At 70.0% G+C, this 22581-nt stretch carries 15 protein-coding genes; 8 read left to right on the forward strand and 7 right to left on the reverse strand.

Going from position 1 to position 22581, the window contains the following annotated elements:
• Positions 1 to 50 precede the first annotated feature (50 nt).
• From RAN62_RS00790 to RAN62_RS00820, 7 genes are all read left to right on the forward strand, one after another.
• Positions 51 to 1028, forward strand: coding sequence for a LacI family DNA-binding transcriptional regulator (locus RAN62_RS00790; protein ID WP_305782452.1), 978 nt, complete (start codon positions 51 to 53; stop codon positions 1026 to 1028).
• A gap of 183 nt (positions 1029 to 1211) precedes the next feature.
• Positions 1212 to 2558, forward strand: coding sequence for an ABC transporter substrate-binding protein (locus tag RAN62_RS00795; RefSeq protein ID WP_305782453.1), 1347 nt, complete (start codon positions 1212 to 1214; stop codon positions 2556 to 2558).
• A complete protein-coding gene (locus RAN62_RS00800; RefSeq protein ID WP_305782454.1) occupies positions 2555 to 3454 on the forward strand; it encodes a carbohydrate ABC transporter permease in 900 nt (299 codons plus the stop codon). Before RAN62_RS00795 ends, RAN62_RS00800 begins: the two co-directional genes overlap by 4 nt.
• A gap of 103 nt (positions 3455 to 3557) precedes the next feature.
• A complete protein-coding gene (locus RAN62_RS00805) occupies positions 3558 to 4415 on the forward strand; it encodes a carbohydrate ABC transporter permease (protein WP_305782455.1) in 858 nt (285 codons plus the stop codon).
• Between the two features lie 30 nt (positions 4416 to 4445).
• Positions 4446 to 6005: a glycoside hydrolase family 13 protein gene (locus RAN62_RS00810; protein ID WP_305782456.1), complete on the forward strand. Its 1560-nt coding sequence runs from the start codon at positions 4446 to 4448 to the stop codon at positions 6003 to 6005.
• A gap of 10 nt (positions 6006 to 6015) precedes the next feature.
• Entirely contained in the window at positions 6016 to 8295 is a 2280-nt protein-coding gene (locus tag RAN62_RS00815; RefSeq protein WP_305782457.1) for a galactose-binding domain-containing protein, read from the forward strand.
• A 98-nt stretch (positions 8296 to 8393) separates the two neighbouring features.
• Complete coding sequence (locus tag RAN62_RS00820; protein WP_305782458.1) at positions 8394 to 11936, forward strand: discoidin domain-containing protein; 3543 nt, start codon at positions 8394 to 8396, stop codon at positions 11934 to 11936.
• 661 nt (positions 11937 to 12597) lie between these two features.
• On the opposite strand, the gene RAN62_RS00825 is transcribed toward RAN62_RS00820, so the two are convergent.
• The 6 genes from RAN62_RS00825 to RAN62_RS00850 all read right to left on the reverse strand — a co-directional run bounded on the left by RAN62_RS00825 (position 12598) and on the right by RAN62_RS00850 (position 19242).
• Positions 12598 to 13266, reverse strand: coding sequence for an RNA polymerase sigma factor (locus tag RAN62_RS00825; RefSeq protein ID WP_305782459.1), 669 nt, complete (start codon positions 13264 to 13266; stop codon positions 12598 to 12600).
• 277 nt (positions 13267 to 13543) lie between these two features.
• Positions 13544 to 13804, reverse strand: a complete 261-nt coding sequence (locus RAN62_RS00830) for a hypothetical protein (RefSeq protein ID WP_305782460.1) — start codon at positions 13802 to 13804, stop codon at positions 13544 to 13546.
• A gap of 3 nt (positions 13805 to 13807) precedes the next feature.
• Positions 13808 to 14053: a hypothetical protein gene (locus RAN62_RS00835; protein WP_305782461.1), complete on the reverse strand. Its 246-nt coding sequence runs from the start codon at positions 14051 to 14053 to the stop codon at positions 13808 to 13810.
• A gap of 234 nt (positions 14054 to 14287) precedes the next feature.
• Positions 14288 to 16438: a SulP family inorganic anion transporter gene (locus tag RAN62_RS00840; RefSeq protein WP_305782462.1), complete on the reverse strand. Its 2151-nt coding sequence runs from the start codon at positions 16436 to 16438 to the stop codon at positions 14288 to 14290.
• Between the two features lie 207 nt (positions 16439 to 16645).
• Positions 16646 to 17305 carry a response regulator gene (locus tag RAN62_RS00845; protein ID WP_305783030.1) on the reverse strand — a complete coding sequence of 220 codons (660 nt, stop codon included), beginning with the start codon at positions 17303 to 17305 and terminating at the stop codon, positions 16646 to 16648.
• Positions 17290 to 19242, reverse strand: coding sequence for a sensor histidine kinase (locus tag RAN62_RS00850; RefSeq protein ID WP_305782463.1), 1953 nt, complete (start codon positions 19240 to 19242; stop codon positions 17290 to 17292). Before RAN62_RS00850 ends, RAN62_RS00845 begins: the two co-directional genes overlap by 16 nt.
• 114 nt (positions 19243 to 19356) lie before the next feature.
• Between RAN62_RS00850 and RAN62_RS00855 the strand changes: the two genes are divergently transcribed.
• A complete protein-coding gene (locus tag RAN62_RS00855; protein WP_305782464.1) occupies positions 19357 to 19611 on the forward strand; it encodes a sigma factor-like helix-turn-helix DNA-binding protein in 255 nt (84 codons plus the stop codon).
• A 108-nt stretch (positions 19612 to 19719) separates the two neighbouring features.
• On the opposite strand, the gene ppdK is transcribed toward RAN62_RS00855, so the two are convergent.
• A complete protein-coding gene (gene ppdK / locus RAN62_RS00860; RefSeq protein ID WP_305782465.1) occupies positions 19720 to 22365 on the reverse strand; it encodes a pyruvate, phosphate dikinase in 2646 nt (881 codons plus the stop codon).
• Positions 22366 to 22581 lie beyond the last annotated feature (216 nt).

The raw sequence follows: 22581 nt of genomic DNA on the forward strand, positions 1-22581 counted from the left end.
GCTGCAAGTAGCCGTACAAGATTTTCACGTTCCTGACGTAGGATCTCGCCGTGACGAAACGACTGGCGGAGGTCGCCAAGAAGGCCGGCGTCTCCGAAGCGACCGTGAGCCGCGTGCTCAACGGGCGGGCCGGCGTCTCCGAGGGCACCCGCGCCTCGGTGCTGACCGCGCTCGACGTGCTGGGCTACGAGCGGCCGACCAAGCTGCGGGGCGAGCGCGGGCGCCTGGTCGGCCTGGTGCTGCCCGAGCTGCAGAACCCGATCTTCCCCGCGCTGGCCGAGGTGGTGACCGCCGCCCTGGCGCAGCGCGGCTTCACCCCGGCGCTGTGCGCGCGCACGATCGGCGGCGTGCCCGAGCGTGACTACATCGAGATGCTGCTCGACCATCAGGTGTCCGGGGTGGTCTTCGCGGGCGGCTCCTACGCGCTGGCCGAGGCCGAGCACGGGCACTACCGGCGGCTGCTCGACCGGCGGATGCCCGTGGTGATGGTCAACGGCGGCGTCGACGACCTCGGCTTCCCGCACATCTCCACCGACGACGCGGTGGCGGTCGAGCAGGCGTACGGGCATCTGCGCGCCCTCGGTCACGACAAGATCGGCCTGGTCCTGGGCCCGGAGGACCACGTCCCGTCGCGCCGCAAGCTCGCCGCCGTCCCCGAGCCCTGCGCCGTCGAGCGGACCACCTTCTCGATGGAGAGCGCCCGCCTCGCCGCCACCCGCCTCCTCGAGCGCGACGTCACCGGCCTGATCTGCGCGAGCGACGTGCTGGCGCTGGGGTCGATCCGCGCCGCCCGCCGGCTGGGCCGGGAGGTGCCCCGCGACGTCTCGGTCGTCGGCTTCGACGACAGCGCGCTGATGACCTGCACCGACCCGCCGCTCACCACGGTGCGCCAGCCGATCGAGCTCATGGGCCAGGCCGCGGTCGACGTGCTCGTGAAGCAGATCGAGGGCGGCCCCTCGACCACCGACGAGCTGCTGTTCGAGCCGGAGCTGGTGGTCCGCGGGTCGACCGCGCCCGCGCCGAGCTGACCGCTTCCTCCTGAGAGGGCGGACCCGATGGGGTCCGCCCTTTTTTGCGTACTCATCGCAGTCGAGTTTTTTCTCGTTGCAGTCGAGTTCTTGCGACTATCGGTTCGACTTTGTATCGTCATCGCCACGAAACAGAACGTGAGACCTCCGTCACATACAGGCCCACGGAAGGGCGGATTCGTCATGTCCACACTCAGGACGGCCCTCGGCGTCCTCCTCGCCACCGGGCTGACCCTGTCGGCCGCGGCGTGCGGCGGCGACGAGGAGAAGCCCGCGGGCGGCAAGGTCACGCTGGTGATCAACGGCCTCCCGCCGGGCACCGAGAAGGCCACCCATGACCGCTTCCTCGCGAACGTCGCCGAGTTCGAGAAGGCCAACCCCGACATCGACATCGACGCCCGCGAGGGCAAGATGGACCCGCAGACCTTCCCGGCCAAGCTCGCCGGCGGCCAGCTCGAGGACGTCTTCTACGTCTATTTCACCGACCCGGCCAACCTGATCGCCAAGCGCCAGGTGTCCGACATCAGCAAGTACCTCCAGGACTTCCCGATCACCTCGGAGGTCAAGCCCGAGGTGCTGCGGGTCTTCCAGGACGGCGACGGCAAGACCTACGGGCTGCCGTACAAGAACTACTCGATGGGCCTGCTCTACAACCGCGACCTCTTCGCCAAGGCCGGGCTGGATCCGGAGAACCCGCCGAAGACGTGGGCCGGGGTGCGCACCGCGGCGCGGAAGATCGCGGCGCTGGGCCAGGGCACCGTCGGCTACGGCGACTACAGCAAGAACAACACCGGCGGCTGGCACTTCACGACCGAGATCTACTCGGTCGGCGGGGAGGTCGCGGTGAACGAGGGCGGCACGTGGAAGGCCGCGTTCAACAGTCCGCAGGGCAAGCAGGTGCTGCAGCAGCTGAAGGACATGCGCTGGACCGACAACAGCATGGGCGCCAAGCAGCTGCTCGAATGGGCCGACCTGCTCGACCAGATGGGCTCGGGCAAGCTCGGCATGTACCTGGCGACCGCCGACAACATCCCGACGATCGTCAACCAGTACAAGGGCAAGTACGAGACGTACGGTCTCGGCCCGATCCCCGACGGCCAGGGCACGCTGGGCGGCGGTGAGGGCTACATGTTCAAGGCCGGCCTGAGCGCCGACAAGATCCGCGCCGGGCTCAAGTGGCTGACGTTCTGGTTCACCTCGGCCGACCGGTTCGAGGCGGAGAACAAGTGGGCCGACGAGACCAAGCAGCCGGTGGGCCTGCCCGAGCCGGCCATCTTCACCGGCGCCGCCGCGCAGACCCAGGCGGCCGCCGACAAGAAGTACGCGAACGTCCCGCAGGCCAACTACGCCCCGTTCGTCGCGAGCATGGGCAGCATCCCGGTCAAGCTCGAGCCGCCGAACGCGCAGCAGATCTACGCCGTCCTCGACGTGGCGATGCAGAAGGTCCTCACCGACCGGAACGCGAACGTCGACCAGCTCCTAGCCGACGCCGAGACCCAGGTCAACCAGATCCTGACGAGCGTCAAGTGACCGCCGGGACGCCGATGGTGTCCCGGTTCCGGCGCAAGGCCGGCGACACCCTGCTCGCGTACGGCTTCATGGCCGCCGGCCTCGCGTGCTTCGCCCTGTTCTCGTGGTACCCGCTGGTCAAGGGCGTCATCCTCAGTTTCCAGCAGGACAACTTCGTGGTGCCGCCCTACTGGGTCGGCCTGGACAACTACCGGGCGCTGTTCGACGACCCGCTGTTCTGGACGGCCTGGAGGAACACGCTCGTCTTCACCGCGCTCGCCCTCGTCCTCGGCTTCGCGCTGCCGTTCGTCATCGCGGTGCTGCTCAACGAGTTCCGGCACTTCAGCGGGTACTTCCGGGTCCTGGTCTACCTGCCCGTCATGCTCCCGCCGATCGTGTCGGTGCTGCTGTGGCGCTACTTCTACGACCCGGGCAACGGCCTCTTCAACGCGGCCCTGCGCAGCGTCGGCCTGCCCGAGTCGCAGTGGACCCAGTCGTCGGCGACCGCGATGATCTCGCTGGTCCTCGTGTCGACGTGGGCCAACCTGGGCGGCGCCACGCTGATGTACCTGGCCGCGCTGCAGAACATCCCGGGCGATCTCTACGAGGCGGCCGAGCTCGACGGCGCGAGCCTGTGGCAGCGGATCCGCCACGTGACGCTGCCGCAGATGCGGTTCATCATGCTGGTCCTGCTGCTGCTCCAGATCATCGCGACCATGCAGGTCTTCATCGAGCCGTACGCGCTGACCGGCACGTCCAACCCGGACACGATCACCGTGCTGGTGCTGGTCTACCGGTACGCGTTCACCGTCAACAACGACTTCGGGCTCGCCGCCGCCATGAGCGTGCTGCTCTTCGTGGTGCTGGGTGCCTTCTCGGCGCTCTATCTCCGCCTCACCCGCAACTCTTCCTCGTGAGGGTCCGACGATGACTCTGACCGCACCTCCCCGAAGCGACACTGCTCCCGTCGTTGTTCCGCCGACTCGACGCCGGCGGTTCCGGACGGCGCCGCGGACCCTCGTGTCGACGATCGACCTGCAACGGCATCGCCGGCTCTACTTCACGGTGCTCGGCCTGACCCTGCTCGTCTTCACGCTGGTGTTCCTCTTCCCCCTCTACTGGATGGTCGCGAGCGCGGTGAAGGCGCCGGCCGAGTACGCGCGGAGCTCCCCGACGCTGATCCCCGAGTCGTTCCACCCGGACACGTTCGCGACCGCGTGGACGAACATGCGCATCGCCAAGTACTTCACGAACACACTGTTCTACGCGTTCGGCGGCTGGCTCGTGTCGCTGCTCGTCGATGTCGGCGTCGCGTACGCGCTCAGCAAGCTGAAGCCGATCTTCGGCCGCGTCGTGCTCGGCGGCATGCTGGCCAGCCTGATGCTGCCCGCGACGGCGCTGCTCGTGCCGGCCTATCTCGCGGTCGTGGACGTGCCGCTCGTCCACGTGAACCTGCTGAACACGCCGTGGGCACTGTGGCTGCCGGCCGCCGCGAACGCCTTCAACGTCTATGTGCTCAAGCGCTTCTTCGACCAGATCCCCGACGACCTCCTGGACGCGGCGGCCATCGACGGCGCCGGCCGGCTGCGCCAGCTGTGGTCGATCGTCCTCCCGCTGTCGCGCCCGGTGCTGGGCGTCGTGTCGATCTTCATCGTCGTCGCGCTGTGGAAGGACTTCCTCTGGCCGCTGCTGGTGCTGCCGGACCCGGACGCACAGACGCTGAGCGTGGCGCTGAGCCGGCTGGCGAACACCAGCCAGGTGCCACCGACCGAGTTCATGGCCGGGCTCGCGATCGCCAGCCTGCCGATGATCCTCGTCTTCCTCGTCTTCCAGCGCAGCATCATCGGCGGCCTCTCCGCCGGCGCGACCAAGGGCTGAGCCTCCCCTCCCAGCAGAAAGCAGGTCACGGTGACCGAACCCGAACCGTGGTGGCGCGACGCCGTCATCTACCAGGTCTATCCGCGCAGCTTCGCCGACTCGGACGGCGACGGCGTCGGCGACCTCGGCGGCGTCCGGGCGCACCTGCGGCACCTCGCGGACCTCGGGGTCGACGCGATCTGGATGAGCCCGTGGTACCCGTCGCCGATGGCCGACGCGGGCTACGACGTCGCCGACTTCCGCGACGTCGACCCGGTGTTCGGGACCCTCGCCGAGGCGGAGACGCTGGTCGCGGAGGCGCACGAGCTGGGCATCCGCACGATCGTCGACATCGTGCCCAACCACGTGTCCAGCGCGCACGCGTGGTTCCGGGAGGCGCTGGCCGATCCGGACTCCCCGATGCGCGAGCTGTTCTGGTTCCGGCCACCGTCGCCCGACATGCCGACCGACTGGGTGGGCGAGTTCGGCGGGACCACGTGGACGCGTACGCCGGACGGCTCTTGGTATCTGCATCTCTTCACGCCGGAGCAGCCGGACCTGAACTGGGACCACCCTGTCGTCAAGGCGGAGTTCGAGGACATCCTCCGGTTCTGGTTCGACCGCGGGGTCGACGGCATCCGCATCGACTCGGCCGCGCTGCTCTTCAAGGACCGGTCCCTGCCCCCGGTCGTGGACGGGCAGCCGCACCCCTTCCACGACCGCGACGAGCTGCACGACGTCTACCGGGCCTGGCGGCGCGTCGCCGACAGCTATCCCGGCGAGCGGGCCCTGATCGGCGAGGTGTGGCTGCCCGACGCCTCGCGCTTCGCCAAATACCTGCGCCCCGACGAACTGCACGCCGCGTTCAACTTCGACTTCCTCGGCTGCGCGTGGGACGCCGAGCTGATGCGCGCCTGCATCGACCGGACGCTCGACGCCCACCGCGCGGTCGGCGCGCCCACCACCTGGGTGCTGTCCAACCACGACGTCACCCGGCACGTCACGCGGTACGGCCGCGCCGACACCACGTTCAGCTTCGAGAACAACCTCGACGGCACGCCGGTCGACCTCGAGCTGGGCACCCGCCGGGCCCGGGCCGCCGCGCTGCTGTCACTGTCGCTGCCCGGCGCGGCCTACGTCTACCAAGGCGAGGAGCTCGGCCTGTGGGAGAACGAGGCCATCCCGCCGGAGCAGATGCAGGACCCCATGTACGCACGCCGCGGCCACAGCCGGGACGGGTGCCGCGTCCCGCTCCCGTGGTCGGGCGACTCCCCGCCGTTCGGCTTCTCCACCGGGTCGCCGTGGCTCCCCCAGCCGCCGGAGTGGAAGGACCTCACCGTCGAAGCGCAGGCCGGCGATCCGAGCTCGATGCTGGCGCTCTACACCTCGGCCATCGCCCTGCGGCCCCGGTCGTCGCCGTTCTCCTGGACGGATCTCGGTGCGGGCGTGCTCGCGTACTGCCGGGGCTCGTCCTTCGCCTGCGTCCTCAACCTGTCGTCCGCTCCCGTTCCGCTGCCCTCGTTCCGTGAGGTGCTGATCGCCAGCAATCCGCTGGACGGCGACCTGCTTCCCCCTGACACCGCCGTCTGGTTGCGCCTTTCTAGTTCGTGAAAGGAGAACCATGCCCCGCCGATCCGTCCCCCTCCTGGTCTCCGCCGCGCTGACTCTCGCCGTCTCCGCCGTGGCGGTCAGCACCTGGCCCGCTTCCCCCGCCCTCGCCGCCGGACCCTCTCCCTTCGACTTCCCCGGGCGCGGCGCCACCGTGCCGTTCGCCGAACAGGAAGCTGTGGCCGGCGCGTCGAACGGCACGTCGACCGGCACCAGCCGCTTCTACGGTCAGCTGTCGTCCGAAGCGTCCGGGCGCGAGGCCGTCACGCTCGACGCCGCCGGCGAGTACGTCGAGTTCACGCTGACCCAGCCGGCCAACGCGGTCACCTTCCGGTACAGCATTCCCGACAGTCCCTCCGGCACCGGGCGGGACGCCTCGCTCGACGTCCGCGCCAACGGCACGCTGGTGAAGTCCGTCCCGGTCACGTCGAAGTACAGCTGGTACTACGGCGGCTATCCGTTCTCGAACAACCCCGGTGACGGCAGCCCGCACCACTTCTACGACGAGGCGCGCACGCTCTTCGGCACCACCTATGCGGCCGGTACGAAGATCCGGCTGCAGGTGTCGTCGACCGCGCAGTCGCCGTCGTTCACCATCGACGTGGCCGACTTCGAGAACGTGCCCGCGCCGATCGGCAAGCCGTCCGGGGCGATCGACGTCGTCGCGGACTACGGCGCCGACCCCACCGGCGCCCGGGACTCGACGGCGCAGTTCCAGGCCGCGGTCAATGCCTCTTCCGGCAGGGTGGTTTACGTGCCGCAGGGCAACTACACGCTCTACAGCCACGTGATCGTCGACCGGGTGACGCTCGCGGGCGCCGGGCCCTGGTACACCGTGCTCGGCGGGCGGCACCCCACCCAGCGCAACCTCGCCGCCGGCATCTACGGCAAGTACGTCTCCGAGGGCGGCCCGAGCCAGAACGTCACCGTTCGCGATCTCGCGGTCATCGGCGACATCCGGGAACGGGTCGACGCGGACCAGGTGAACGCGTTCGGCGGCGCGATGAGCAACTCGGTCATCGACAACGTGTGGATGCAGCACACCAAGGTCGGCGCGTGGATGGACGGGCCGATGGACCGGTTCACGATCCGCAACTCGCGCATCCTCGACCAGACCGCCGACGGCGTGAACTTCCACATCGGCGTCACGAACTCGTCCGTCACGAACACGTTCGTCCGCAACACCGGCGACGACGGGCTGGCGATGTGGGCGGAGAACGTTCCGAACGTCGGCAACTCGTTCACGCGCAACACCGTGGTCGCCCCGATCCTGGCGAACAACATCGTCAGCTACGGCGGCCGCGACATCACCATCTCCGACAACGTCGTGTCGGACACCGTGACCAACGGCGGCGGGCTGCACGTGGCCAACCGCTATCCCGGGGTGAACGGTCCGACCGCGGTGGCGGGGACGTGGACGCTGGCCCGCAACACGCTGCTGCGCGCCGGCAACTCCGACTACAACTGGCAGTTCGGCGTCGGGGCGATCTGGTTCGACGCGCTCAACGGCCCGATCACCGGCGCGGCCATCACCATCACGGACACCGACATCCTGGACAGCTCGTACGCGGCGCTGCACTGGATCGAGGGACAGTCGAGCGGCATCACGCTGTCGAACATCAACATCCAGGGCGCCGGCACGTACGCGTTGCAGGTGCAGGCCCCGTCGCAGGTGACCTTCAACAACGTGCGCGCCTCGGGCATCGCGCAGCCGAACCCGATCCACAACTGTGTCGGCTCGGGCTTCCAGATCACCCGGACCGGCACGAACACCGGGTGGTACACCGACACGCCGTACTGCGGTCCCTGGCCGGCGCCGCAGTGGGGCAACACCACCACCCCGCCGACCACGCCGCCCACCACTCCCCCGGTGTCGGGCAACCTGGCGCTCAACCGTCCGGTCACGGCGACCGGTCAGGCCGACGTCTACGCGCCGGGCAACGCGGTCGACGGCAACGCGAACACCTACTGGGAGAGCCCGAACAACGCGTGGCCGCAGTCGCTGACCGTGGATCTGGGCGCCGCCCGGAGCGTGAGCCGGATCATGCTCAAGCTTCCGCCGGCGGCGGCGTGGGCGACGCGTACCCAGACGCTCTCGGTCCTGGGCTCGTCCGACGGCTCGTCGTTCAGCACGGTCAAGTCGTCCGCCGGCTACACGTTCAACCCGTCGTCCGGCAACACCGCCACGGTCTCCTTCACCGCGACCACGCAGCGGTATCTGCGGCTGACTTTCACGGGCAACACCGGCTGGCCCGCGGGCCAGGTCTCCGAGTTCGAGGTCTACACCTCGTAGCAGTGCCGGGCAGGGCGGCGACCCACCGAAGCGCCGCCCTGCTCTTCCTCCCCCCGCTGGATGAAAGGCGCTTCGTCGTGTCTCGACTTTCCAGATCCTTGGCGGCCGTCTCCGCCGCCCTGCTCGCCACCGCCGTCCTCCAAGCCGTCTCCCCCACCACTCCCGCCGTCGCGGCCGGGCCCAACCTCGCCGCGGGCAAGACCTTCTCCGCCAGCAGCACCTCCGATGTCTACGGCGCCGGGAACGCGGGCGACGGCAACGCGAGCAGCTACTGGGAGAGCGCGAACAACGCCTTCCCCCAATGGCTGCAGGTCGACCTCGGCGCCACGGTCAGCGTCAACCAGGTCGTCGTCAAGCTCCCGCCGGCGACCGCCTGGTCGACGCGGACACAGACCTTCGCCGTGCAGGGCAGCAACACCGGCAGCAACTTCACCGACCTGAAGGCCGGGGCGGGCTACACGTTCAACCCGGCGACCGGCAACACCGTGACCGTGGACTTCACGACGGCGACCACGCGGTTCGTGCGGCTGAACGTCACCGGCAACACCGGCTGGCCCGCGGGTCAGGTGTCCGAGCTCGAGGTCTACGGGCCGGCGACCGGGGACACGCAGGCGCCCGTCGCGCCGACCAACCTCGCCTACACGCAGCCCGCCACCGGGCAGATCCGGCTGACGTGGGGCGCCGCCACCGACAACGTGGGTGTCACGGGCTACGAGATCTGGGCGAACGGGGCACTGCTCGCGACGGTCGGCGGCTCGGTGCTCACGTACACGGACAACCGCTCGGCCGACGCCACCGTGACGTACTCCGTCAAGGCGCGCGACGCGGCCGGCAACGTCTCGGCGGCGAGCAACTCGGTGACACGCAACGGCACGAGCCCGGGCGGCATGAACCTCGCCGTGGGCAAGCCGATCACCGCGTCGTCGACGGCGTTCACCTTCGTGGCCGCGAACGCGAACGACAACAACACGGCGACGTACTGGGAGGGCAGCGCGTATCCGGCGACGCTGACCGTGGCGCTCGGGGCCAACGCGGTGACCAGTTCGGTCATCGTCAAGCTCAATCCGGGCACCGACTGGGCGACGCGCACGCAGACGTTCGCGGTGCTCGGGCGCGAGCAGAGCGCGTCGGCGTTCACCACGCTGGTGGGCTCGGCGGCGTACACCTTCAATCCCGCGTCGGGCAATACGGTGACCGTTCCGGTCAGCGCGACGGTCGCGGATGTTCGTTTGAGCTTCACGGCGAACACCGGGGCACCCAGCGGGCAGGTCGCCGAGTTCCAGGTCGTCGGCGTGCCCGCCCCGAACCCGGACCTCACCGTGACCGCGGTCAGCGCAGCGCCGTCGGCACCGGTCGAGACGGACACGATCACGCTGTCCGCGACTGTGCGCAACGCCGGGTCGGCTGCCTCGCCGGCTTCCAACGTCAACCTCTATCTGGGTACGACCCGCGTGGGCACCGCCGCGGTCGGCGCGCTCGCCGCCGGGGCGTCCACCACCGTCACCGCGTCGATCGGCGCGCGTGACGCGGGCACATATCAGCTGCGCGCGGTCGTGGACGAGGCGAACACCATCATCGAACAGAACGACGCGAATAACTCGTACACGTCGTCCTCGTCCTTGGTCGTCGCTCCGGTCTCCAGTTCCGACCTCGTCGCGTCGGCGGTCACGTGGTCGCCGTCGAACCCGTCCGCCGGGCAGGCCGTCACGTTCAGCGTCACGCTCACGAACCAGGGCACGGCGGCGTCGGCCGGTGGGTCGCACGGGGTGACGCTCACACTGCTCGACGGGGCCGGCGCGACCGTTCGCACGCTGACCGGATCGTGGACGGGCGTGCTCGCGGCGGGCGCCTCGTCGCCGGCGATCAACCTCGGCTCGTGGACGGCGGTGAACGGGCGCTACACCGTCCGCACGGTGGTGGCCGTGGACGCGAACGAGCTGGCGGTGAAGCAGGCGAACAACACCGCGGAGAAGACGTTCTTCGCGGGCCGCGGCGCCGACATGCCCTACGACATGTACGAGGCCGAGGACGGCACGACCGGCGGCGGCGCCCAGGTCGTCGGCCCCAACCGCAAGATCGGTGACCTGGCGGGCGAGGCGTCCGGGCGCAAGGCGGTGACGCTCAACAGCACCGGCGCGTACGTGCAGTGGACGACCCGCGCGGCGACCAACACTGTCGTGGCCCGCTTCTCCATCCCGGACAACACGACCAGCTCGATCAACGTGTACGTCAACGGCACGCTCGACAAGACGCTGCCGCTCACTTCGAAGTTCGCCTGGCTCTACGGTGACGAGGCAAGCCCGCAGAACTCCGGCACCGGCCCGCGGCACATCTACGACGAAGCGAACATCCTGCTCTCGAAGTCGTATCCGGCGGGCAGTGTCGTCAAGGTGCAGAAGGACGCGGCGAACAGCGGAAACATCGCGATCGACTTCATCAACACCGAGCAGGTGGCGCCGCTCGCCAACCCGGACGCGGCCAACTACGTCGTGCCCACCGGCTTCGACCAGCAGTCCGTGCAGAACGCGCTCGACCAGGCCCGGATGACCACCGGCAAGCTCGGCGTCTACCTGCCGCCGGGCACCTACACCACGACCAACAAGTTCCAGGTCTACGGCAAGGCGATCAAGGTCGTCGGGGCCGGCCCCTGGTACACCCGCTTCGTCACGCCGCAGGACCAGAACGGCACGGACGCCGGCTTCCGCGCCGAGCAGTCGGCCAACGGGTCGACCTTCGCGAACTTCGCGTTCTTCGGCAACTACATCATCCGGCAGGACGGTCCGGGCAAGGTCTTCGACTGGCAGAACGTCGCCAACATGACCATCGACAACATCTGGACCGAGCACCAGGTGTGCCTCTACTGGGGTCTCAACACCGACCACGTGACGATCAAGAACTCGCGCATCCGCAACACCTTCGCCGACGGCGTCAACATGACCAACGGCTCGACCGACAACCTGGTCGACAACAACGACGCCCGGGCCACCGGCGACGACAGCTTCGCGCTGTTCTCCGCCATCGACGCGGGCGGCACGGACGAGATCAACAACGTCTACCAGAACCTCTCCACGACGCTGACCTGGCGGGCCGCGGGCGTCGCGGTCTACGGCGGCTACGCCAACACCTTCCGCAACATCTACATCGCCGACACGCTCGTCTACTCGGGCATCACGATCAGCTCGCTCGACTTCGGCTACCCGATGAACGGCTTCGGCGCCAGCCCGCCCACCGTCTTCGACAACATCTCGATCGTCCGCGCGGGCGGCCACTTCTGGGGCGGCCAGACCTTCCCGGCCATCTGGCTCTTCTCGGCCTCCAAGGTCTTCCAGGGCATCCGCGTCAGCAACGTCGACATCGTCGACCCGACCTACAGCGGCATCATGTTCCAGACGCAGTACATCGGCGGCCAGCCTCAGAACATCATCAAGGACACCACCTTCACCAACATCTCCATCACCGGCGCCGTCCGCAGCGGTGACGAGTTCGACGCCAAGTCGGGCTTCGCCATCTGGGCCAACCCGCTGCCCGAGGCGGGCCAGGGCCCGGCGGTCGGCTCGGCCACCTTCACCAACCTGCGCCTGTCCAACAACTACCGGGACATCGAGAACCCGACGACAACCTTCACGATCAACCGCAACTGACCCACCCGTACGCCCGGAGCCCGCGCCCCTCGGCGCGGGCTCCGGCAGTTCGGATCTTGGTCGCTCGCGCCCCTGACCCTGCCGCTCCTTCACGGCGGACGAGTCCGGAGCGACGCCGCCGAGCCTTGCCTTGTCCCTGAGATGGTCACCGAACACGCTGAACGCCAGAAGTGCGAGAGCAAGAACGCCAAATATCGCCAAACTCCAGAGCACGAGTCCCCGTTCTGTTCCCGCCCGGCCCGCGGCAACCAGAATGGTTGATACCGCGCCTCCGACAACGCCGACTCCGCGCCACGGTCTGCTGCTCACGCGGCCTCCCAAGAGTGGGATGGAAACAGCGGCACCCGGTTGCCGCCGGGTGCCGCCGCAATCTTTCTTTCCGCCCTGCATCTGCCGGGGTCCCGCTGGATGACTCCCGGCGCTGTCGTCCGACGCAACCACGGCCTGGCGCCGTCGGACCTGATTCGTTACGGGCTTTCCGTCACCTCTTCCCCGCCGCGGGGGCCGGCGTGCGGACCGGCCCCCTGAACGGCTCGCGGACTCTCGGACGACCGGATAACTTCCAGGAAAGCCATGACGCTGTCCTGAAATCTCTCTTCATCGCCGCGAGAGATCTCGTCCGCGAAGGAAGCGGCAAGCTCGAGCAATCGCTTCTCGACGCTCAACCCGCCCCCTCCGGCCCCAACATCGTCCGAAGCTCCGCCAGGGCCTTGTTGTGAAGTTTCTCTGCCTCGCTTCGCTTGAGACCCATGTCGCGGGCGGTCGCGCTCAGCGTCAGGTTGAGGAAGTACCGGATGAAGATGAGCTCAGCTTCGTCCGCGTTCAGCAGAAGAATTGCTTGCCTCACCTCGTGTCCGGGGTCCTCGGCCAATCGTTGCCAGAAGGCACCGTCCTCCTCACCGGGGAGCTCCTGGTGCAGCTCCGGGCGGTTGGCCGCCTTACGAAGATGACTCAGGAACGTGTTCCGGACGACCTGGAAGACATAGCCTGGCTGGGTCTTGAACAAGTGCCGCTTACGCGGATCGCCCCACCGCCGATAGATCGTTCCGGCTGCTTCGAAGGCGATGTCCTCGTAGACACGACGCCCGCAGACACCGTGCGCCGACCTGAGCAACAGATCGGACCCGCCGGCGGAGAACCACTCTGCGAAGTCGTCATTGAGATCAATTGCCGGCGCCGCCTCGGCGGCGCGCCGCTGCGTCTGGCAGCGACCCGATACAGGAGTCTCGGGGCTCTCACCCGGGTCGCCCACGAGATCGATCTCGCCGACAAGTCCGGATGTGCCGTCAGGTCCCGAGTCAAGCAAGAAACCACCCATGTCGATGGGCACCTCTCACAATGCACGCTCCAGCTCCAGCGACCGGAGCTGAGTGGGCGTAACCCTCCTATCCTGTTCTACGCATCGCCGCCCACGATTTTCCAGAGCAAGTCCCCGAAAGCGGGTCGAGGTGCACGGATCTGCGTAGCGGGTGACCGCGCAGGACAGCCCGGCGGCCGCGCGCGGAGCGGGAGTGGGCACGCAGCCGGGCGGCCGCCACGAGCAGGACGCGGTGCTTCTGGGGTCCCCGCCGGGCGTACTCTCCGCTTTTTGGTGGTGAAGCTCGCGGTCAGGCCGGGTCCTTCGCCGACTCGGGGACGCCGCCGCGGGTGAGGCCCGCCTCGCGGACGAAGATGCGGCGGCGGGCGACGGCGTGGCCGCGGCGGTCGAGCTGGTAGCCGTCGAGCCAGATCCAGCCGTCGTAGGTGGGGCGGGAGTCGACGGCGATGATGCGGAACGGGAAGCCGGAGCGGCCGGTGAACTGGACGCTCGCGGCGCGTCCGACGAGGACGACGTCACCGGGTGTCAGTGAAGATTCACGTTCGGCCATGTCTCATGGTTGCCTGGGCTGCGGCCGGCGTAAACCAGCCTCTCGGACGAATATCCGACGGCGCAGGGCCGGGTGGCCGCGGTGGTCGAGCTGGTAACCGTCCAGCCAGACCCAGCCTTCGTACGTCGGCCGCACATCGACGTCGACGACGCGGAACGCGAATCCGGCGGGGCCGGCGAACTGGACGCTGGCCGCCCGGCCGACGAGCACCACGTCGCCGGCCCGGACCGTTCGCTCGGCCGTCGCCACTTCGCCACCTCCGCCCGGGCGACCCGTTCGCCTTCGTCCGGCCGTACGGAGTTGATGTCGCGCACGGCCGGGTGGACCGCGGAATTCATCCTCCGGCCAGCCTCCACCTTGGGCCGTGCGGGCACGTGACTCAATCGTCGCGACGGAAATTGGCACTAACATTGCAGATTCATGTGGCATTCACGCGGAACCGCGGCGATGCCCCATGCGGAGCATCGCCGCGGTCCGCAGTGATCACGCCACGGTGACGGGCCGGCGTTCACCGCCGGACACTGTGTACATGCGCGCTTCGGCCAGGTCGAAGTACAACCCGGTGAGCGTCAGGCGACCCTCGCCGACCGCCCGCCGTACGCTCGGATAGCTGCTCAGGTTGCGCAGCTGCTGGGCGACGTTCGCGGTGATGCAGTCCTCCTCGGACGCGTCGTCCACGGTGAGATCCGCGGCGGCGAGCCACGAGCCCAGCGCCGACGGCTCGCCCGCCGCGCCGCCCATCATCGCCCGTACGGCGCCGCAGCCGGAGTGGCCGCAGACGGTGATCGTGGAGACGCCCAGGACGTCGACGGCGTACTCGATGCCCGCGCCGACCGACGAGTCGCCGGACCCGTACGCGGGGACGATGTTGCCGACATTGCGGATCGTGAACAGGTCACCCGGGCCACTCGTGGTGATCAGGTTGGGCACCAGCCGCGAGTCGGCGCAGGTGATGAAGAGCTGCTCGGGCTTCTGCCCGTCGCGGGCCAGGTCGGCGAGGTGGGGCCGGACGAGCGGCGCCACGCTGCGCTCGAACTCGTCGATGCCGGCCTGCATCGCGTCCTGGCGCTGCTGGTCGATCGAGGCCCACTGAGACCACGACCCGAGGAACCGGGGTACGCGGCTTTGCGACCGGGCGCCGCCGAGCCGGCCGGACATGGCCCGGTGGAACCAGCTGTCGTGGATCTCGCGGATGGTGACGTGGCCGCCGCCGCGCTCGTACGCCTCGCGCCAGTCCTGCACGGTCTCGAAGGCGCCGTGGTCGAGATAGTCGAGATGCAGCTCGAGATCGACCTGGCCGCCCTCGGGAATGGCCGACAGCTCGCGGGCCAGGCGGCCGGAGCCGATGAAGGCGAGCGTTCCGGTGATCACCACGGTCCAGCGGCCCTCGGCCGGCGACGTGCGCGTGATCTCGCACCGGGCGAGCCGCGCGAGCATGAACAGCACGGCCGTGGCCATGCCCAGCGCCACGCCCGTCAGCAGGTCGGTGAAGACGACGCCGAGCGCGGTCACCAGGTAGGTGGGCAGCTCGCGGTGCCGCGTGTACGCCTTGATCTGCGCGAGGCTGACCAGCCGGAGTCCCACCACGACGAGCACGGCGGCCAGCGCGGACAGCGGGATCTGCTCCAGCAGCGCGGCGAAGAGCAGGACGAACACGCCGACCCAGACGCCGTGCAGGATCGCCGACATCCGGGTACGCGCCCCCGCCGCGACGTTCGTGGAACTGCGCACGATGACGCCCGTGACGGGCAGGCCGCCGAGCGCGCCGGACACCGTGTTCGCGGCGCCCTGGGCGAGCAGTTCCTTGTTGAGGTTGGCGCGCTTGCCGTCGTGCATCCGGTCGACGGCCACCGCGGACAACAGCGACTCCACGCTGGCGACCAGGGCGATCGTGAGCACGGCGACGGCGATCTGCCACGGGCTGCCGTCGGGCCAGCGCGGGAAGGTGATCTCCGCCAGCGGGTTCGGCGGCAGGTCGACGCGGGCGACGTCGAAGCCGCCCACGCTCGCGGTGACGGTGGCCACGACGACAGCGACCAGGGCGGCCGGCAGCAGCGAGATCTTCACGAAGCGCGGCCAGATCAGCAGGATCGCGATGGTCAGCAGGCCGACGAAGACGGCTTCCGTGTGGTTGGCGAGCACCTGCCGGGGCAGGTCGCGCAGGTTGGCCCAGGCGGAGCTCTGCGGCGCGCCACCGAGCAGCACGTGCACCTGGCTGAGCGCGATGACGATGCCGATGCCGGCGAGCATGCCGTGCACGACGGCCGGCGACAGGGCGAGCGCGGCCCGCCCGAGCTTGGAGACGCCGAGCACGAGCTGCACCAGCCCGGCCAGCGCGACGATGGCGGTCGTGGCGGCCCAGCCGAAGTCGGCGATGGTCCCGGCGACGATCACGGTGAGGCCGGCGGCGGGGCCGCTGACCTGGAGCGGGGCGCCACTGAGGGCGCCCGCGACGACGCCGCCGACGACGGCGGCGATGAGCCCGGCCATGAGCGGGGCGCCCGAGGCCGCGGCGATGCCGAGCGACAACGGGATGGCGATCAGGAAGACGACGATCGATGCGGGCAGGTCGTGCCGGAGCAGGGCCTGCCGGCGGTGGGGCACATCTACGTCGGTCTTGTCCGGCGTGGGCATGATGGTCCCTTTCGAGCCGTTGCTAGAAGGACAGCGGTACCCCACAAGTGGGATATTTCGGTCACCCTAACCAGGCTCGGTGAACAGACTGTTACATAGCGTGCTACCCGCGGGTACTCTCAGGACCTTCACAGTCGATCAAGGACTGTTCCGTGAACCGTTTCGGCCCGCCGCTGCGATAGCCCTGGTATGAGGATGAATCAGCGCTCAGCGCGGACGAACCAGCCCGATGTCATAGGCAACGATCGTGGCCTGCACCCGGTCGCGGGCCCCCAGCTTGGGCAGCAGCGCGTTGACGTGGGCCTTCACCGTGCCCGTGCCGATGCCCAGCGCGACGCCGATCTCGGCGTTGGACAGGCCGGTGGCCAGGGCGCCCAGGACCTCCCGCTCACGCGGGGTCAGCGCGGCCAGCCGCGGGTCGTCCCCGGGCGGCGCGGTGAGCGAGCCCGCGGCGAAGGCGTCGATCAGCCGGCGCGTCACGGCGGGCGACAGCATGGCCTCGCCCGTGGCCACCACCCGGATCGCGGCCACGAGCTCGGCCGGGTCGGCGTCCTTGAGCAGGAAGCCCGAGGCGCCCGCCCGCAGCGCCTGATAGACGTACGCGTCCTGGTGGAAGGTGGTCAGCACCAGGACGCGGGGCGGCCGCTCGCCCGCCGTCAGCCGGGCGGTGGCGGTCAGGCCGTCCATCCCCGGCATGCGGACGTCCATGAGCACGACGTCGGGCGCGGTCCGGGCGGCCAGGGTGAGCGCGGCGGCTCCGTCACCGGCCTCGCCGACGACCTCCATGTCGTCCTGCGAGTCGACGATCGCGGCGAAGCCCGCGCGCACCATCAGCTGGTCGTCGACGACCATCACACGGACAGTGATGTCGGCACCTCCTCCGCTTCCCGGGCCGGGCGCGTTCCCAGGCTGTCGAGCAGGCTACGCATCGCGGTCAGCGCGGCGCGCGCGTGGGTCACGACAGCGGCGAGGTCGGCCCGGTCGGCGGCGCGGGGGATCTCGGCGGCGTGGTGCAGGACGGCGCCGCGCAGGCCGGCGGCGATGCGGGCGCGCTCGGCCCGGGCCTGCTGCTCGGCCTGCGCCGTCGCCACGGCCACCGCGCCTTCCTCCCGGTCCGATCGCCGCTGCCGCCGGCGCCGGACGAGGTGGCCCGCCAGCCAGGCCGCCGCCGCGGGCCAGAGCAGCAAGAAGCCGATGAACCCGCCTGTGACCAGCCCGGACACGACGACGTCGGGGCCGGGCAGGGCCAGCATGACCACGAACGCCCCGGCCCCCGACGCGGCGACCGCGAGCGGCGCGAGCCAGCTCAGACGGGGGCGAGCGCCGAAGGCCGCCACCGCGTACACGGCCGCCAGATCGGCCGGGGCCGCAAAGGCAAAAGCCCAACCCCCGGTGGGTACGACGTCCGTGGCGAACAGGAGCACGGCCGGCCACGTGGTCAGCACGACCGCGGTGAGCACCGCCCGGGCAGCGTTGCGCCGCCACATCAGCGGCACGGTGTGGGCAACCACGACGACCAGCAGCAGGGCAGCCGGGCCGGGGGCGAGACCGTCCTCCTCGACGGCCAGCACCACCCCGATCACCGGGAAGACCAGCAGCAGCGCGACCAGCCCCGCGTCGAAGGCGAGCTGGCTGCGCAGCCACCGGCGGATCTTCGGCAGGGTGGGGCGTCCACCCGGGATGACCGCACGCACCTCCCACCCGCCGTCCGGCAGCGGTCCCGCGGTCAGCGTGCCGCCCAGGGACTCGGCCCGGTCGCGCATCCCGGCGATGCCCCTTCCGCCGCCGAGCCCGGTGACGGGGGCTGCCGGTGTGCCGTCGTTGCGTACCAGGAGACGGACGCCGTCCGGAGCGGTGTGGTCGACGGACACCTGCACGGGGGTGCCGGGGCTGTAGCGCAGTGTGTTGGTGAGGGCCTCGCGCGCGATGCCGTGCACCGCCGCGGCGATCTCGGCCGACGCCGGCTCGCCCCGGAGATCGAGCGAGACGATCTGGCCGAGCTGGCGGAAGTCGTCGACGAGATCGGCGAGAGCGGGTGTCTGCTCGGCCTCCGCCGCCGACGGCAGGACGGCGACCAGCTCGCGCAGGGCGGTCAACGTCTCCCGGCCGGTGCGTGCGGCGAAGGCCGCCGCCTCGGTACGCAACTCGGGGCGCTGGTCGCCGAGCAGGTCGGCGGCCGAGGCGTTGACGACGACCGAAGTGAGGTGGTGCGCGGTGACGTCGTGGAGCTCCCGGGCCAGGCGGCGGCGTTCGGCGGCGGCGGCTTCGCGTTCGGCGGCCCGGGCCTCGGCCAGCCGGCGGGCTGCGTCGGCCCGATCGGCGAGCCAGCGTTGCCGCAGCCGGCCCATCGCGGCGACCAGTCCATAGGTCACCACGTTGGCGACGGTGTCCCCCAGGAGGTCGGCGCCGAGGCCGCTCTGCCCGGCGGTCGCCACGGTCTGCAGACCGACGGCCCCGGCCAGCGCGAGGGCGGTGGCTCGACGGTCCGTACGCACGCCCACGTTGTAGAGCAGCACGAGATCCGCGACTGAGAGAACGAGGAGAGTGTCACCGGGTACGAAGAACAACTGATCGGGCAGCAGCCAGCTCCCCGCACCGATGGCCGCGCCGGCCAGGAGCACGCTCGCCACGGGGAAGCGCACCCGGCCGACCGCAGCCGCCGTGACCACCGCAACGGCGGCCAAGGTGACGACGAGGCGGCGCGGATCGAGTGCGTCCCCTCGGGCTGCCGCGATGCCGGGCCACAGGGCGAGCTGACCCGCGGCGAGCAGGGCCGGCAACAGCCAGAGGCGGAACCGCGACATGGGGCCACAGCCTAGGTGCTGATCACGTCCGGCGCTCGTGGCTGGGGGTGACCAGGGAACTACTTCGCATCTGCGGACTGGAGAAGCGCCGCCCCGATGAGCAGAGTCCTGGGAATGCTGACCAGACAAGCCCGCCCGGTCACTTCCGAAGCGCCGCCGACCGCGCGCCGAGGCACGCCGCTGGAGACCATGCTGCAACGCCTCCCGGACCAGCACCGCGAAGTCCTCGTGGCGACGTACTTCCGTGGCCGCACCACCCGCGAGGCGGCGCAGGTGCTCGGCATCGCGCCGGCCACCGTGCAGGTCAGGCTCTACGAAGCAATGCGCGACCTGTCGTCGATGCTCGCCACCGACCGCGCGACCCGCTGACCGCGATCGCGGCGCAGCGCAGCCGCGGCTTCGGGGGGCGGGATCCTCTGCCGCTCCGGCTTTCCCGAGCAGCCCGCCCCTGCACCAGGGACGGGCGCGCGGGCATCGTCAGTCGAGGGCGGCGCGGCCGGCTTCGAGACGGGCGATCGGGACGCGGAAGGGAGAGCAGGACACGTAGTCGAGGCCCACCTCGTGGAAGAAGTGCACCGACTCCGGGTCACCCCCGTGTTCGCCGCAGACGCCCAGTTTGAGGCCGGGTTTCTCGGCCCGGCCGGCGTCGGTGGCGATGCGGACCAGGCGGCCGACGCCGTCGCGGTCGAGGGACTCGAACGGGGAGATGCCGAAGATGCCCAGTTCGAGGTAGCGCCAGAAGAAGGCGCCTTCCACGTCGTCGCGGGAGAAGCCCCAGGCCATCTGGGTGAGGTCGTTGGTGCCGAAGGAGAAGAAGTCGGCGGCCTCGGCGATCTGGCCGGCGGTCAGGGCCGCGCGCGGGACCTCGATCATGGTGCCGATCAGGATGGGGACGCCGGTGGCCTCGGCGACGATCTGTTCGCACTCGCCGCGGACCATCTCGAGCTCCTGGACCGCGCCGACGAGGGGGACCATGATCTCGGGGCGGGGGTGCAGGCCCTCGGCGGCGAGGTGGGCCGCGGCTTCGGCGATGGCGCGCACCTGCATGGCGAACAGGCCGGGGATCACCAGGCCGAGGCGGACCCCGCGCAGGCCGAGCATCGGGTTCTGCTCGTGCATGCGGCGCACGGCGTCCAGCAGGCGCTCGTCGTCGGCGTGCTCCTCGCCGCGCTCGCGCGCCACGGCGACGGTCACCGCGAGCTCCTCGAGCGACGGCAGGAACTCGTGCAGCGGCGGGTCGATCAGCCGTACGGTCACCGGCAGCCCGTCCATCGCCCGGAACAGGTCGACGAAGTCCGACCGTTGCAGCGGCAGCAGCGCCGCGAGGGCGTCGCCGCGCTCCTGGTCGGTGTGCGCGAGGATCAGCTTCTCGACCAGCTCTTTGCGGTCGCCGAGGAACATGTGCTCGGTGCGGCAGAGGCCGATGCCTTCCGCGCCGAAGCGCCGGGCCCGGGCCGCGTCGTCGCCGGTGTCCGCGTTGGTCCGCACGGCCAGCCGCCGCCGGTCGTCGGCGTGCGTCATGAGCATGTCCACGGCCTGTACGAGCTCGTCCTCGGAGGCGGAACCTTCGAAGTACTGCACGACTTCCGAGGGCTGCACCGGCACAGCGCCCCGGTAGACGCGGCCGGTCGTCCCGTCGATCGACAGCACGTCGCCCTCGGCGATCTCGACGTCGCCCACGCGCAGCGACGAGCCCGAGATGTCCAAGGAGTCCGCGCCGCACACGCACGCCCGGCCCATCCCCCGGGCGACCACGGCGGCGTGCGACGTCTTGCCGCCCCGGGCGGTGAGGATGCCCCGGGCGGCGATCATCCCGGCGAGATCTTCCGGGTTGGTCTCCCGGCGTACGAGGATGACGTCCTCCCCGGAACCGGCGAGCGATGCGGCCCGCGCGGCGGTGAAGACGGCCTTGCCGACCGCGGCTCCCGGTGACGCCCCGACACCCGTGGCGAGCACGTCGGGCGCCGACGACAGGTCGAAGCGCGGGAACATCAGCTGGCCGAGCTGGGCTCCCGACACCCGGCGCAGCGCCTCGTCCCGGTCGATCATGCCCTCCTGCACCAGCTGGGCGGCGATCCGGAAGGCGGCCGCCGCGGTGCGCTTGCCGACCCGGGTCTGCAGCATCCACAGCTTGCCGCGCTCGATGGTGAACTCGATGTCGCAGAGGTCGCGGTAGTGCCCCTCCAGCGTCGCCATGATGTCGAGCAGCCGGTCGTACGAGCGCCGGTCGATCTCCTGCAGCCGCTCCAGCGGGACTGTGTTGCGGATGCCGGCCACCACGTCCTCACCCTGCGCGTTTTGCAGGTAGTCGCCGTAGATGCCCTGAGCGCCGGAGGCGGGGTCGCGGGTGAAGGCGACGCCGGTGCCTGAGTCGGGGCCGAGGTTGCCGAAGACCATCGCGACGACGCTCACTGCCGTGCCCAGGTCGCCCGGGATGCGCTCCTGCCTGCGGTAGAGCACCGCGCGCTCGGCGTTCCAGGAGCGGAAGACGGCGGCGATCGTGAGCCGCAGCTGCTCGCGTGGATCCTGCGGGAAGTCGTGGCCGGTGTGCTTGGCGAAAATGCGTTTGAAGGTCGCGGTGAGGGCGGCGAGATCGTCCGCGCCGAGATCGACGTCATTACGGACCCCGCGCGCCTGTTTCAGCTCGTCGAGCGCGTCGGAGAATGCGTCGCCCGGAACGTCGCACACAGTTTTGCCGAACATCTGCACGAGCCGCCGGTACGAGTCCCAGGCGAACCGCTCGTCGCCGCCCGCCTGCGCCGCCAGCCCGGCGACATTGGCGTCGTTGAGCCCGACGTTGAGGACTGTCTCCATCATGCCGGGCATCGAGAACGCCGCCCCGGACCGCACCGACACCAGCAGCGGGTCGCCGTGGTCGCCCAGCTCACGACCCATGTCGCGCTCGAGGGACGCGAGGTGGTCGTCGATCTCCGCGGCCAGGGACGGCGGGTTCTCGCCGGTGGCCAGGAAGGCCCGGCAGGCCGAGGTCGTGATGGTGAACCCGGCCGGCACGGGCAGCCCGAGCCGGGTCATCTCGGCCAGGTTCGCGCCCTTGCCGCCGAGCAGATCTTTGAGGTCTTTGCTGCCTTCGGAAAAATCGTAGACGTACTTCTCTCCGGCCATGCCGCACCTCCAGGGGATCAACGGAGGTTAATTGCCCGCGAGCAAAGAAGAACAAGCTTCGTGAAAAATTGCACAAGCGTCTGCGTGAAGACGCTCGTGGGCACGCTCACATGCGCAGCGGCGCGCACCGGGAGCCGGCGACATGCTTGGCGACGACTGGAAATGGGCACGTCACGAGTTCGCCACACGAGCTGACGAGGCTCCGGGGCGAGGCGT

Source organism: Symbioplanes lichenis, from assembly GCF_030709675.1.
Taxonomy (GTDB): domain Bacteria; phylum Actinomycetota; class Actinomycetes; order Mycobacteriales; family Micromonosporaceae; genus Actinoplanes; species Actinoplanes lichenis.

What these genes read in the sequence shown, in the direction of transcription:
- RAN62_RS00850 (WP_305782463.1), bottom strand. Translation starts at nt 19,242, where the DNA reads ATGTCGCGGTTCCGCCTCTGGCTGTTGCCGGCCCTGCTCGCCGCGGGT.
- RAN62_RS00855 (WP_305782464.1), top strand. Translation starts at nt 19,357, where the DNA reads ATGCTGACCAGACAAGCCCGCCCGGTCACTTCCGAAGCGCCGCCGACC.
- RAN62_RS00795 (WP_305782453.1), top strand. Translation starts at nt 1,212, where the DNA reads ATGTCCACACTCAGGACGGCCCTCGGCGTCCTCCTCGCCACCGGGCTG.
- ppdK (WP_305782465.1), bottom strand. Translation starts at nt 22,365, where the DNA reads ATGGCCGGAGAGAAGTACGTCTACGATTTTTCCGAAGGCAGCAAAGAC.
- RAN62_RS00830 (WP_305782460.1), bottom strand. Translation starts at nt 13,804, where the DNA reads ATGGCCGAACGTGAATCTTCACTGACACCCGGTGACGTCGTCCTCGTC.
- RAN62_RS00815 (WP_305782457.1), top strand. Translation starts at nt 6,016, where the DNA reads ATGCCCCGCCGATCCGTCCCCCTCCTGGTCTCCGCCGCGCTGACTCTC.
- RAN62_RS00840 (WP_305782462.1), bottom strand. Translation starts at nt 16,438, where the DNA reads ATGCCCACGCCGGACAAGACCGACGTAGATGTGCCCCACCGCCGGCAG.